The organism is Dyadobacter sediminis (assembly GCF_005860765.1).
GTDB classification, from domain to species: Bacteria; Bacteroidota; Bacteroidia; order Cytophagales; family Spirosomataceae; genus Dyadobacter; species Dyadobacter sediminis.
Map to the genome: position 1 here is coordinate 1,139,982 of NZ_VCEI01000011.1, position 13,610 is coordinate 1,153,591.

The following is a 13,610-nucleotide window of genomic DNA, read 5'->3' on the forward strand; positions in this document are numbered from 1 at the left end:
GAATGTGTTACAACAGGATATAGGATTGGCAGATAGTTTAGCCAATCAAAAGTTTAGCTCTCCGGTCTTTGCTGAGCACTTATTGAATTTTAATGCTTATTCCTCTGAGCGTTTGCCAGCCTTCCTTATCGGTGAGCCGGATCATAAAATGATAATCGCCGGGATCGATGTCGGCCGGCACTTCAATTTCCTGAATCGCTGCGTAGGCTTTCTGACTTTCGGGAATGTCAAAGGTTTTGATCAAAAGAAAAGGGTTAACCGGCTTTTTGACCGGATCGGTACTGCAGTCGCTTACCTCTGTACTGTGGGTATGGTGATCAAAGTTGTGATGAATGTCCAGACTGTATGATCCCAGTGCCATGTTATCCGAAAATGCAGCCTTGAACGTGAATTTTTCACCTCTTTTCACCGTGCTGCATTGAACCGGGAAAGTACCCGGCGCATTTGCATCAATAACGGGATACTCGGTATCTATGCCTGTTTCATCCTTATCACAGGCGGTGGTGAACAAGGCAATTGCTGCTGTTACAAAAAGTTGTTTTATATATTTCATTTGCTAAAAGGAATTCGGGCCGGCTTATGGCTTTGCTGGCCCGATGGTTTTCATGATTGCTGATTATTGAAGAAATTCCATTTGAAAAAGCTGTCAATCGAAGTCGATACCAAAAGGCACGATTTTGTTGATCGTCTGGCCGGAAGTGAAATTTTTATAAATCACCGCCAGATTGTACTCTCCCGTTTGCCATGCCTTGCTGCCGGTAATCGCATTTTTAGCCGGTGCGTTGTTATCCTGTTCTGCCCCGATAACCAGGTCCGGAATGTCCCGGATCACCGTATAGCTTTCCATATCGAATTCCGAATTGCCGAAATCATAAATGCTTTGCTCATCTTTGTGCTCATGCACGTCATAGACAATGGCTTTGCTTAAATCAACTTCTTCAATCGTCTGCGGATTGTAACTGGCCGACTTTCTGATCAGCAGCAGATACAGTTTCCCATCGCCTTTTACAAAGGAGATATTGGCCTGCACCTGAATCGTATCACCTTTTCTGTAATGCTGGGTTGGATAATTGTCCTTGTCAGCATGGAAATCGTACATGGGCGTCCAGTTTTTATGCATCCATAATCCTGAGATCATTGGCCTTAGCGGCAGGTTTGCCCGGGTGTAGATTTCAAAATCCCTTTTGACTTCCAGCTTGGAGCCATTCTCGTCGTAGACAATGACCACAAGATCATACTTGCCCTCGGCCGCATCCTCAGGGATATTGAAATGCTTGTGTATGTTCGCATTTTTCAGGCCCTTGTACTGGTTCCATACAATTTCATGTTTCCAGGGCTTGCTGTAATTTTCACCTTCTTTCGGCAGGATCTTTACTTCTACCTTGTCGATCTTGTCAACGGCCAGCATGTCGCCTTCAAAGTGAAAGTCCTCTCCGATCACACCGATTCCGCAATTTCCTAAACCCAGTTCCAGGTTTTCCAAAGCAGGTTTGGGCAGCTCCGGTTCAGGCATTGGCTCCGGCTCATTTTTATCACAAGCCGCAAAGGTGAGCAGGATCAGGATTAATGCTGACAGCAACACGGACCGGCTTTTTGGCTGGCGCATTCTTATATGATTGTTCATGGCTAATATCTTTTGTAGCTTATTTATCAAAATGTTCTTCAAATTCGTTTTCCTTCCCGGCCTGGTCCGTCACTTTCAGATGCACATGATAATGACCGGCAGGTGCCGCCGTGATGTCCAAATGCTTGTGAAAGTCAAAGGCCGTTTGCCCGACCATGGCAGCGTCTTTGAACTCAAATTCCTTTTCCCATTTTTCGCCATGCACTTCCACGGTCACAGCGGCAATTTTGTTCGGTGCGGCAATGGCGGCTTCCAAATGCAGGCTTTTGCCGGCATCTTCCGCTTCCACGGCAAATCCGGTTACCGCAGGCAGTGACGGGTCGTTGATCACGTCCAGCTCCGAGCCGATCTCGGCTTTGTTGCCGTTCTTGTCCGTTACCGTCAGATGAAGGTCATATTTTCCCAAAGCTGCACTGGCGGGCACGTCAATATGCTTGTGAAGCTCGGCATTTTTCAGGCCGGCCAGCCCTTCGGTGTAAACCGTGTCCAGTTTCCAGCCACTGCCATTTACAGGATGGATTTCCAGCTGCACACGCTCGATGCCGCCGGGTGCCACGATCTGCGCCTCGATGTGAAAGTCACTGCCCGGATGTGCTTGTTTGTTGTTGCCCGAACCGATTTCCACACCAGAAAGGGTCGGTGCGGCCACGTTTACATCGTCGTCATCGTTACAGGAAGCAAAAAGGGTCCCGGCCAGCAGCAGGGCAAGCATTGATTTGATTTGCATGGTATTAGAAATTATGGTGAGTATTCGAATTTGCAGGGTATCAGCTTGTGGATTTTCCTTTGATGACAAAAGGTATCTTTACAGCCAGGATGACATTGCGGCCTGCTTCGGGCAAGCCGATCAGCCGGTAAAAACTGGTATGGCTCAAATAGCGTGTATTCCATGTATTCTGCACCTGCAGGCTCACTGATATGTACTGTGCGCCTGTTTTCACTTTGCCGCCGGCACTGAAACTGAAAACCTGGTATGCAGGCGTGGGCCTTTCCGGGGGCACGATCCGGTTCTGGCGTGCGGTAAGCCTGCAATCCAACGTGAAATAAGCATCCGTCAGCAGCTTGTCCCAATTTGGCTTGTATGTGATGCCGGCCAATGCAGAAGCCGGGGGCGAAAAAGGCAGTGCATAGCCCCGCTTAGCACCTGAAAGCTGGCGGGTATACAGGTATTCGCCGGCCAGAGATGCATTCCAGTTACTGAGAAAACGGTATGTCAGCTGCAACTCCGATCCGTAACGCAGCACGCGGCTTTGTGCATAATTGAAAACCTGGTTGCCGGCGCCATAGAAATAATCGTGACGCGCAGTCGGGTTCAGGTAAATGTAGTTGGGAAAATAATTCAGAAAAGGCGTAAGCTCTGCGGTAAACTTTTCAGCATTGATCCCTGTTCCCAGATCGAGCTGGTAAGACTTCTCGGCTGACAGGGAAGGATCGCCTTTTTCATACCGGAAGTAATGATAGTTGATCCCGTTCGCAGCCAGTTCTTTGGCAATCGGCATCCGGAAACTACTGCCCGCATTGACTTTAAGAAAAAATTTTCCCGGTGTATAATTCAGTCCTGCCGACCAGTTTACATTTTTGAATGTGCGTGTAATCGCTTCTGCGCGTGTCAGATATGTGCTGTTTCCGCTTTCGGACTGCGAAGTAAACCAGTCATTATATTCCCTGATATGGATCCTTCCCAGATCGTACCGGAGCGCACCTTGCAAAAGCAGCTTTTCATTGACTTTAAATTTATCGAGTATAAAAGCACCGGCACTGGTCTGGGTGAATGCCGGGATCAGAAAACCCCATCCACCGATGGTATTGCGCTGCTGCTCGCCGCTTGTGCCAATCGTCAGCGTGTGGTTTTTATAAGTCAGTTCATTTTTGAAATTGGCCGAAAAAACCGTTTTGTCATACGCACGTTCCAGCGTCTCGGGGGCTGACTGCTCCGAAGGATAAACCGGTGGCATATACCCGTGATTGACATATTGGCTGTGCTCCTGACGGAAATTGCGCTGATAACCCAGTTCCATATCAAATCTGTTTTGCCCGTACCGGAACTCACTTTGGCTGATGATTTTAGTGTGTGAAACCTGCTGGAAAGGCAGCTGCATGTCTCTTGAAGAGCGGTCATGCAAGTCCAGATCAACGCGCCTTGGCTCCAGTCCGTGTGCATTGGCAAAAAAGCCGCTTTGGCTGAATGTGTGGCTAAGGTAAAATACCGATTGAAACTGCGATGTAAGCCAGCCTGTACGCAAATGCACGTTCCGCTCCTGCCCTGCCGTGTTGCGCAGGCGGTTTTCATGAAGTGGCACCGCATAGTCGTACACATACATGGTATCTGCCGGCACGCGGTAATCGCCGTACTCCTGCCATGTCATGCGGGCATCGGCAAAGACGCGCTGCTTGCGGGCATACAGATTCACTGATCCTCCGTAAAGCCCGTTGTTGCTTTTGGCCATAAGGTCTGCACTTCCGCCTGCCGTATGCCCGGCTGGCAGTACAGCAGGCTTGATGTCAACGGCGCCGCCTATGGCCTCGGAACCGTACAAAAACGCGGACGGCCCTTTGATGACCTCTACCCTGCCGGCAGCAAACTGATCGATTTCCAGCGCATGATCGGCGCACCACTGCTGGCCTTCATGCCGGATGCCGTTTTCCACTACTACCACCTGATTGAACCCCAGTCCACGGATCAGCGGCTTTGAGCCGCCGGAACCGATACCGATGGTTTTGATACCGGGCAGTTTTTCCAGCGACTGCATCAGGCTTCCGCCCAGATTACGCCTCAGGTAATCAGCGCCGACAATTTCCATGCTGAGTGAGACCTGCTGCCGGCGCAGCTGCTGGTAATCTTCTTTGATCGTAATCTCCTGCAACTGCCCTTCCTCTGCCCTGAGTATGATGTCTTTCAGCAGCAAAGAATCCGAAGACATGATAAACAAGCTGGCGAAGGTTTTGTAACCCACAAAAGAAATCCTTAAACTATGTCTTCCCTTCTTCACAGCCTCAAACCGGAAAGTGCCGTTGACATCGCTCGGAAGGGCAATTTTTTCAGGCATTAATGTAATCGTTGCACCGGTAAGCGGCTGACCTGTACTGCTGACGACCTTGCCGGATAACGTTTGTCCCACCAGCTTCGCAGGAAGTGCAAACAACAGTATCATTAAGCAAACAAGTACACGTATCTTCATTAAACCCGTTTTCTGACCGGTAAAAGCACCAGCCTAAATGAAACAACGTTGCAAATAAAGCGTTAACATTTTAAACTTGCAACGATGTTGCAAAAAATTCTTAGATTAGCTGTCAAGTCAACTATCATTATGCATCATGAAATTTTTTATCTTACTTCTATCCGTAATATTGTCCATGTCCATCTTGGATGCGGTAGCCCAGCTGCCGGTTAATCTGAATTTTAATATACAGTCCGCTTCAACTTCCGAGCAGGTGTTGACCGTAAGCAATCGCATTGACACCGCCAGTTTGCCCGTTAAAATCATCAAAGGAAAAATGGATGGGCCTGTTTTTTCCATCGTTGCCGGGATTCATGGCTACGAGTACCCGCCTATTATGGCAGTCCAGCAAATCATGGCCGAGATTGATCCCGACAAACTGAAAGGAACATTACTGATCGTCCCCGTTGCCAATACGACTGCCTTTTTTGGCAGGACTGTTTTCTACAACCCTGCGGATGGCAAGAATCTGAACCGTGTTTTTCCCGGAAAGCCGGACGGTACTATTTCCGAGCGGCTGGCCCATTTGATAACCATACAGATCATTACCCGGTCAACGGTTTTTCTGGATGTGCATGCAGGCGATGCGGGAGAAGACCTGACGGACTTTGTATGCTACTACGACAATAAAAATACCCCTGAACAGACTGATCTGGCCAGGCGTCTGGCTGAAGGTACAGGGTTCCCTCTGCTGGTGACTTACCCTTTTAACCTGGCTAAAACGGAGCCCGCTGAATATGCTTTTAAACATGCTACCCAGCAAGGAATCACTGCGCTGAGTATGGAAGCAGGAAAGCTGGGTGGTGTTCAGCAGAGATCCGTGCAGCAAATCAAAACGGGAATTTATAACATACTCCGGGAACTGGATATGTATGCATCTGCGGGCAAGCCTGTACCCCGGCCTGTCATTCTGAACAGGCAGCATTACCTGAAATCGCCCGAGAAAGGAATATTTTACAGTGATCTGAAAAGCGGGGACACCGTTTCGAAAGGGCAAAAGATCGGCATGATATCCGATGTATTTGGCAAAACCATAGCTGATATAAATGCAGAACAGGCCGGGATCATCTTGTACAAGATCGGTACTCCACCGGTCAATAAAGGAGAGACCATCTTATGCATCGGGTACCATTGCACTGCTAAATGACAGAAAATTTCAAATGGTCAACTGAGATAAATAACCTTATAAAAATGTGCTTCAACACATAGTAGCCTATAAAAAAGAAATTATCCTGTGTTTTGTTTTAACCGCCGACTTTCGCACACCAAGTAAGAAAACGAATTGTGTTATTGTGAAACCATGTTAAAGCTATCGCCTTACTAGCTTGTTTTGATAAGGCGACAGCTTTATACATCGATTTATTCAAGCTTCTGTTTGTCCTTCAATAGCTGCGCTTTTAATTGGGTATAATCCACATCCTGCACGGATACTTTACGATCAATTGCCTGTACGGCCGCCGTGGCTGCACTCTGCCCTAAAATCATAAATACCGGTTCCATCCGGATTGAACCATAAGCAATGTGCGAGCTTGACAGGCAAACTGGCACCAGCAGATTTTCGCATTCCGCTTTTTTTGGGATTATAGATGCGTAAGAAATGCTATAAGGCTTTTTTGGATGCATACCGATATCACCTTCATTCTGTACAAATCCGTCTTCCTTAATATAGCGTTGTGCATTGTGTGCATCCAGTGCATAAGATCCCATCCCGATTGGTTCAGAAACGGCTTTTTTGCCTAACGTTTCATTTTCTGTCATCACACCAAGACCAATCATACGGCGTGCCTCGCGAACGTAAATCTGGTGCGGCCAGCCCCCATTATCTTTAAACTCATCTTTGGGCAGCCCCCATTTACCTGCTTCTGCGCGGACATCGGCCGGAACAGCCGGGTCGTTGGCCAAGAAGTACATCAGGCCTTTTTGGTATAACTCGTGTTCCTTGATAATCTCCTTACGGCGTTCGTAAGTTGCCTCGGGGTAATCGTAATTTTGGCCGATAAAGTCTGTACTAAACGGGCCGTGATTGTTGGTATCTGTCTTGCGGTTGGGAATAGGATCATATTTTTTGAACGTTTCTGTCCAGCCGGCTTTGTATACACGTGCAAGAAGCTCGTACCTGGACGGATCGTAACCCTCGGGTTTGGTGAAGGGAATGTGGTTATCAGGATGCGAGGAAAGGCACATACGGAAGCAATAAGCCTGGATTTTACTGTCTCCATCGCCATTTTTACCTATTTTTTCATCCGAAACATAGGGTAACAATCCACTTTTTGGATCGCCTTCTATTTTGTACGGACTGACATTTTTTTGAAAATAATGATTATGCTGGAATACACCAGCCTGAATACCATTCCATTCTTCATTATACACACTGTTTGCCTCGCGACCCACGTGATATTTGACACCGGCAGTGGCCATCAGGTCACCTTCATAGGTGGCGTCGATGAACATTTTGCCTTTGAAAGTTTTCCCGCTCAAAGTTTTGAATGAAGCAATGCGGCCCTTGTTTTTTTGTACACCGTTTTTGCTGCGATCGAGCCACTCGTCGCGGTAAATCTTGATATTGTTTTCTTTTACAAAATCCTCAAAAATCTGCTCGGCCACGTGCGGCTCGAAGATCCACATCGTGCGCTCGGCCCCATCCATAGCCGGGGTTCCCTGCCCTTTGTTGCCGTATTCTTCTTTTTTCTGCCATTTCCAGGTTTCGGGCTTGTCGTAACGCATGTAGATCCGGTGATAAAACTCCCGCGCCAGCCCGCCAATCACTGATTTGTCACCGGTATCAGTAAAGCCCAAACCGCCGGCTGAAAGTCCGCCCAAGTGCTTGTCGGGAGAAACGACCAAAACCGTTTTTCCGGATTGAACCACTTGCATTGCAGCCGTTACGGCCGCCGATGTGCCTCCATAAATGATGACATCTGCTTCGAAAGATTGTGAAAAAGCGTTGATGCGCATTCCCGTTAAAAGGGCAGTTGTGAGCATCACCAATCGGATTATTTTTATATTTAGAAACATAAATTCTGATTTGTGTTAAAACATTTAGAAAGTCCTGCATTAATATCCCAGCAGCTTTTTCAACAGCGCCGGGTAGCTGTTGCCTTCCACGCCACCGCCGCCGTTGGTAATGCTGTCGCCAAAGCAAACCAGGCGTTTGTACGGGGAGTGAATCGTAAGCAATTTTTCGTAAACTGCCACGGCCATGGTGCGGTAACCGTCCGGTGTAGGGTGTATTCCGTCATCTTTCTTGCTATTGGCTATATTTTGGATCAGACTGCTGGATTCTTCACCGACGTTGCCTACCCTGTCAAAAACCCAGTGCAGGTCCAGGAAATGCAGTTTTAGATCGGCTGCCACTTTTTTTATCGCCGTGTTCACCTGCGTTAATCTGGACCGGTATCCGTCGGGCTCGTAAAATGATTTGAGATGACGGGTAAATAAATACGGCTCGTAACCAGGCAAAATAGTCATGAGTAACACCTGGCTGCCTGAGCTGGTGATCATTCCAATGATCTTCCGGAGATTCTGCTCAAATTCCGCCAGCGGCACGTGCTTGCGGCTGTTCATATCATTTGTGCCGATCATCAGGATCGTCATATCCGGCTTGTGCGCCAGACAATCCTTTTCAATGCGTGCCAGCAAATCGAAGGTGTTGTTACCCCCTACCCCCGAATTGATAATAAACGGTTCATCCGCAGCTGATGTCCGCGGCAAAGCATTACCGGCCAGGGTTGTGGCCGGCAACGCAAGTGCTGTGTGCAAAAATGCTCTTCGATGCATGATTATCAATAGCCTGGATTTTGAGTAAGAATGGGGTTTACGTCACGCTCGGTTTGTGGAATTGGAAAGAGCAAATGATCCTGCGTTACTTGGATCGTCGGATTTTGTGCCTTGATTGCTTCTACCAGTTTTCCGGTACGCACCAGATCATACCAACGGTGGCCTTCAAAAGCCAGCTCCAACCTTCGTTCCAAGGCGATCGCATTGCGGAATGCACTCTGGCTGAGAGATGCAGGAAGCGCTGCCAGCCCTGCGCGTATCCGGATCCTGTTCACTGCTGCAAATGCATCGACGTTACCTGCTGCCTGCTCGTTCAAAGCTTCGGCATACATTAACAATACATCGGCATAGCGTATCACCGGAAAGTTGTTGCTGCCTTCATTGTTGCCGGTTGCAGAAAGATCCAGATATTTATAGACATATCCCGGAAAATCAACGCTTGCAGGCGCTGCCGGTGTAGTCGTTGCCGAATAAACACGGATGTTCACATCGCGGCGCTTATCAGCAGCTGTATAAGTATCATAAAGATTTTTGCTAACAGGGTCATCCCCGAAGCCAGAAATGTTGTTGACGCGGTCGAAATTGGGACGCATGTAACCCTGCATCCAGCTTCCCTCGCCAAAACCGCCACCAAGCGCCTGTACTTCAAACACAGCTTCTTTTCCATTTTTGTTGGCAATCGCAAATGCCTCGGCATAGGTGTCCCACAGGTCATATACACCTGAATCGATTACCTGCTTGGCTTTGGAAGCAGCAGTTGCCCAATCCTTCCGGGTAAGATGCACTTTCGCTAAAAAAGCAGTTGCGGCTCCCTTAGTAGCACGGCCACGGTCAGCGCCTGAATAAGCTGCTGGCAGCATTGCCTCTGCTTCGGTAAAATCTTTGATAATCTGCGCATATACTTCCTCTGCCGGCGTTCTCGGCATTTGCAAGTCGACCAGCGAAGTGGTTTCCGTAAGCGTCAGCGGTACGTCACCGAACAGCCGCACAAGAGTAAAATAGTAGAAGGCGCGCATAAACTTGGCTTCTGCAATCAGGCGGCCCTGTAAGGCGGGGTCCATGGTAATCGCCGGAATGCGCTCGATGGCTGCATTTGCGCGGTTGATACCTCTGTACTGCGCGCTCCAAGTCGACTGGAATGTGCTGGTAGCAGGTGTAAAAGTATATTTGTCAAGATCGTTTTTCGCCTGATTGGCTGTCGAACGTCCGCCGCCCCATTCCGCATCATCTGTAGCCTGGTCCTGAATAATCCACATTACCTGGTTATACAAATCCTGCGTATTCAGCGGATCGTACACTGCGCTCACTGCGGCAATGGCGTCGTCGGAATTTTTGTAAAAATTGGTTGGTGTAAAGGCGGATTCAGGTACCTGATCCAGCACGTTACACGAGCTCGCAACCGACAGTGTTACCATAAATGCTAGTATCTTCTTCATTTGAGATCTGCTTTAAAATGCTTTTGAATTCTTAGAAACCTATATTCAGACCGAAAATCAGCGTTTTGGCTGCCGGGTAGCTTGCATAGTCAAAACCCTGGCTGCGGCTGTCCTGTCCAAAACGGTTTACCTCCGGGTCATACCCGGAATATTTTGTCCAGGTCAGGTAGTTCTGCGCCGACACGTAGAAGCGTATACCTTGTAAATGCAATGCTTTCATTGCGTTCGATGGCAGTGTGTAGGCAAGCTGGATATTTTTTAGGCGCAAATACGAGCCGTCCTCGATCTGGCGTGTCGAAATGCGGTTTGCCGGACGGGTTGTTGAAGCTCTGGGAACGTCGGTATGGATATTGTCAGGTGTCCAGCGGTTGAGCATGTCGCGGCTCTGGTTATTGGTGCCGTTCAGGTATTCAAGCTCGAATCGGTTTGCATTCAGGATTTCATTTCCATACACACCCTGGAAAAAGACCGTCAGGTCAAGGCCTTTGTAAGAGAATGTATTACTGATACCACCGATAAACCTGGGCTGCGCGCGGCCGACAATGGTACGGTCGTTATCGTCGATCCGGCCATCTCCGTTCAGATCTTTATACTTGCGGTCGCCAGGCTTGCGTGCATTCGCATCCACGAGCGCTTTCAGCTCTTCGTCAGTTTGATATAATCCGTCTGTTTCATAGCCGAAGAATGATCCCAACGGTTCTCCAACGCGTACAATGCCGGAATTTACATTCTGGGCGATGTTGGCTACATCGCCTGCAAATAGCTGGGGCGCACCGCCAATGTCTAGCACTTTATTGCGGTTGACTGCGTAGTTGAAATCGGTTTTCCACTTGAATGCTCCATCGATATTATAGGAGGTGATACTGAGTTCAATGCCTTTGTTTTCAACCTTTCCAAGATTCTGGATTGCACTGGAAAAACCAGAAATGCTCGGGATCGTTACACTGAGCAGCAGATTACGGGTGCGCTTGATATAGGCGTCTGCAGTAAAGCTAAGTCGGTTCCGGAACAGGCTCAGATCGATACCAATGTCCGATTGTGTTGTGGTTTCCCAGGAAAGATCCGGGTTGGCGATCTGGTTAGGGCCGATACCCGTGGATACATTGTTGCCAAGTACGTAGTTCTGTGTTCCCAGAAGCGAGTACGCCGGATAGTTTCCAATTCCATCCTGATTCCCAGTCGAGCCGATGGTAGCACGCACTTTCAGCTCACTGATCGACTGGATGTTTTTGATAAATGACTCCTCAGAGGCACGCCAGGCCAATGCCACCGATGGGAAAAACCCATAGCGCTTGTTGGCCCCGAAACGCGACGAACCATCCGCGCGAAACGAAGCCGTAAACAGGTATTTTTCATTAAACTCATAATTGACTCTTCCCAGGTAAGACTCCAGTCCCCATGAACCAATGCTGGATGACGGCACGAGTGCTACCGATCCGGATCCGATATTTCCGGTGCCCAAATTGTCGTTTACAAAATTCCGTGATGCGGCAACCGTATTGTCGGTGCGATTGGCTTGCTGGGTATAGCCAAGTAATACGGTCAGGTTATGCAGTTTGTTAAAATTTTTCGTGTAGGTCAATAGATTCTCGTTCAGCCAGGTAACGGACTGCGTGTTTCTGATATTTGCCACCCCACCCTGCGACAAGCCGCTGGCTACGCTTCTTGGAAGATAGCTGTCTTGCTTTTGCAAGATACCGTCGATGCCTAACACCACGCGCAGGTTCAGTCCCTGAATGATCTGGTACTCGCCGAAGATATTCCCGAAAACACGATAAGCAGTATTCTGGTTCTTGCTTTCCCGCGCCAACGCAGCCGGGTTGTCGGCCGTGAAGTTCAGAGCCGGGTGCGTCATCAGGTACGTTCCATCAGGGTTGTAAACGGGCAGAATCGAAGGGAATTGCAGTGCAGCCATGGTCACCAGTCCGGCGCTACCCAGGTTACCATCCGTGCGCGATTGGTTCGTAACGGTTCTATTGACAGTCAAGCTGTTGCCTATTTTGATTTTGTTGGTTAGTTTTCTGTCCAGATTTACCCGAAACGAGTAGCGGTCGAAGTCGGAATTGGTCACAATTCCTTCCTGCTTGTAATACCCCCCCGAAAGTGCATACTGCATTTTGTCGTCACCACCGCTAGCCGAAAGCTGGAAGTTGTAAGTCGGCGCGCTGCGAAAAATCTCATCCTGCCAGTCAGTACCTTCGCCAAATGCATCAATTTGCTGTGGTGTGTAGACGGCATTGCGCCCTTCATTGGTATTGGCATCATTTACAAACTGTGCATATTCCCGCGCATTCAGCACGGGATATTTTCTGCGGACCGTTTGTACACCGTAAAACGCATCCAGACTGACTGTCGATTTGCCGGCTTTCCCTCGCTTGGTTGTGATAATTACTACCCCATTTGCCCCTCTTGAACCGTAAATGGCTGTGGAAGAAGCATCTTTCAGAATCGTCATCGACTCAATATCGCTTGGGTTGAGCGTGCTGAGTACGTTGAAATTAGACCCACTGTTGGCAGCGTCATTTTTAAATGGAATCCCGTCGATCACATACAGCGGCTCGTTATCACCCTGAATGGAATTACCGCCACGTATACGAATGGTCGTTGCGCCACCCGGTGCGCCTGAGTTCTGCGTAATCTGTACACCTGCCGCCCGTCCCTGCAATGCCTGATCCATGGAGGTAACGGCTACCTTTTTGATCTCGTCGACAGGAATCGTCGAAACTGAACCTGTCAGATCACTTTTCTTGACCTGACCGTAACCTACGACCACAACTTCCTGGAGCGACTGGTCTTCCGGAGCCATGCTTACATCGATCGTGCTCTGGGTTCCGACAGGCAGTTCCTTTGTAACATACCCGACAAAACTGAGTACCAGTATCGCATTGTCACTTTCAACATTTATCTGAAAAGTACCATCTGCGTTGGTCGTGGTTCCGGTCTGGGTGCCTTTGATGACCACACTTACGCCTGGAAGCGGCTGGTTGTTTTCATCGGATACCTTACCTGAAACCTGTTTTTTGACTCCTTTCCCCTGAATAGGCGCATCGTTTTTTGGTATATCCGTTCTCTTGAGTATAATGATCTTTCCGGAGATTTCATATTCGAGATCCAGTGGCGTCAGTATTTCGTCCAGTACTTCGTAAAGTGGCTTTTTACTGGCATTGACATTCACTTTCCGGGCCGATTTGATGATTTTCGAACTAAACACAAACCGGACGTCGACCTGCTTTTCTACCTGTGAGAGCACTTTTCTAACTTCGCTGCCAGCGGCATTAATCGTAATTTTTTGGGAAAGAAGAGATTGTCCATGGCTGTTGTGCGCATAACCTGCACCCATGAACAAGATCGCAAGCATTAGCTGTGTGACTGTTATTCGCATCGTCCAAAGTAATACCCAGTGGTATTTAAAGGGTTTTTTCATAAATTTGATTGTTTTGTAAGATTGAAAATTTGGCAAAACGATCCCTGCCTCCTTTGCGGGAGGGAAATGGCGACGAACCAATCGGGAAAATTCCGGAGCCGGTGATGCGGGAACATTGCCGGCTCTTTTAT

The 13,610-nt window shown here is 48.5% G+C and carries 9 protein-coding genes; 1 reads left to right on the forward strand and 8 read right to left on the reverse strand.

What is annotated here, in order from left to right:
- Positions 1-79: 79 nt before the first annotated feature.
- The 4 genes from FEM55_RS05405 to FEM55_RS05420 all read right to left on the reverse strand — a co-directional run bounded on the left by FEM55_RS05405 (position 80) and on the right by FEM55_RS05420 (position 4,776).
- Positions 80-553: a DUF4625 domain-containing protein gene (locus tag FEM55_RS05405; protein ID WP_138280260.1), complete on the reverse strand. Its 474-nt coding sequence runs from the start codon at positions 551-553 to the stop codon at positions 80-82.
- Positions 554-646: 93 nt separating this feature from the next.
- A complete protein-coding gene (locus FEM55_RS05410; protein WP_138280261.1) occupies positions 647-1,624 on the reverse strand; it encodes a DUF4625 domain-containing protein in 978 nt (325 codons plus the stop codon).
- Between the two features lie 19 nt (positions 1,625-1,643).
- Positions 1,644-2,351: a DUF4625 domain-containing protein gene (locus FEM55_RS05415; protein WP_138280262.1), complete on the reverse strand. Its 708-nt coding sequence runs from the start codon at positions 2,349-2,351 to the stop codon at positions 1,644-1,646.
- Between the two features lie 40 nt (positions 2,352-2,391).
- Positions 2,392-4,776 (reverse strand): TonB-dependent receptor, encoded by a 2,385-nt coding sequence (locus FEM55_RS05420; protein ID WP_138280263.1) that lies wholly within the window; start codon positions 4,774-4,776, stop codon positions 2,392-2,394.
- A gap of 202 nt (positions 4,777-4,978) precedes the next feature.
- Here FEM55_RS05420 and FEM55_RS05425 point away from each other — a divergent pair, with 202 nt between their 5' ends.
- A complete protein-coding gene (locus tag FEM55_RS05425; protein WP_171036474.1) occupies positions 4,979-5,989 on the forward strand; it encodes a succinylglutamate desuccinylase/aspartoacylase family protein in 1,011 nt (336 codons plus the stop codon).
- Positions 5,990-6,201: 212 nt separating this feature from the next.
- Here the strand turns inward: FEM55_RS05425 and FEM55_RS05430 are convergent, their stop codons facing one another.
- The 4 genes from FEM55_RS05430 to FEM55_RS05445 all read right to left on the reverse strand — a co-directional run bounded on the left by FEM55_RS05430 (position 6,202) and on the right by FEM55_RS05445 (position 13,479).
- Positions 6,202-7,824, reverse strand: a complete 1,623-nt coding sequence (locus FEM55_RS05430) for an FAD-dependent oxidoreductase (RefSeq protein ID WP_229209097.1) — start codon at positions 7,822-7,824, stop codon at positions 6,202-6,204.
- Positions 7,825-7,896: 72 nt separating this feature from the next.
- A complete protein-coding gene (locus tag FEM55_RS05435) occupies positions 7,897-8,619 on the reverse strand; it encodes an SGNH/GDSL hydrolase family protein (RefSeq protein WP_138280266.1) in 723 nt (240 codons plus the stop codon).
- A 5-nt stretch (positions 8,620-8,624) separates the two neighbouring features.
- On the reverse strand, positions 8,625-10,055 hold the full coding sequence (locus FEM55_RS05440; RefSeq protein ID WP_138280267.1) for a RagB/SusD family nutrient uptake outer membrane protein: 1,431 nt from the start codon (positions 10,053-10,055) through the stop codon (positions 8,625-8,627).
- 31 nt (positions 10,056-10,086) lie between these two features.
- Positions 10,087-13,479, reverse strand: a complete 3,393-nt coding sequence (locus tag FEM55_RS05445; protein ID WP_229209098.1) for a TonB-dependent receptor — start codon at positions 13,477-13,479, stop codon at positions 10,087-10,089.
- Between the last annotated feature and the right edge of the window lie 131 nt (positions 13,480-13,610).

Bases quoted from the DNA above. Each gene is read 5' to 3' on its own strand.
- FEM55_RS05405 (WP_138280260.1), bottom strand. From the start codon at position 553: ATGAAATATATAAAACAACTTTTTGTAACAGCAGCAATTGCCTTGTTC.
- FEM55_RS05410 (WP_138280261.1), bottom strand. From the start codon at position 1,624: ATGAACAATCATATAAGAATGCGCCAGCCAAAAAGCCGGTCCGTGTTG.
- FEM55_RS05415 (WP_138280262.1), bottom strand. From the start codon at position 2,351: ATGCAAATCAAATCAATGCTTGCCCTGCTGCTGGCCGGGACCCTTTTT.
- FEM55_RS05420 (WP_138280263.1), bottom strand. From the start codon at position 4,776: ATGATACTGTTGTTTGCACTTCCTGCGAAGCTGGTGGGACAAACGTTA.
- FEM55_RS05425 (WP_171036474.1), top strand. From the start codon at position 4,979: ATGTCCATCTTGGATGCGGTAGCCCAGCTGCCGGTTAATCTGAATTTT.
- FEM55_RS05430 (WP_229209097.1), bottom strand. From the start codon at position 7,824: ATGCTCACAACTGCCCTTTTAACGGGAATGCGCATCAACGCTTTTTCA.
- FEM55_RS05435 (WP_138280266.1), bottom strand. From the start codon at position 8,619: ATGCATCGAAGAGCATTTTTGCACACAGCACTTGCGTTGCCGGCCACA.
- FEM55_RS05440 (WP_138280267.1), bottom strand. From the start codon at position 10,055: ATGAAGAAGATACTAGCATTTATGGTAACACTGTCGGTTGCGAGCTCG.
- FEM55_RS05445 (WP_229209098.1), bottom strand. From the start codon at position 13,479: ATGAAAAAACCCTTTAAATACCACTGGGTATTACTTTGGACGATGCGA.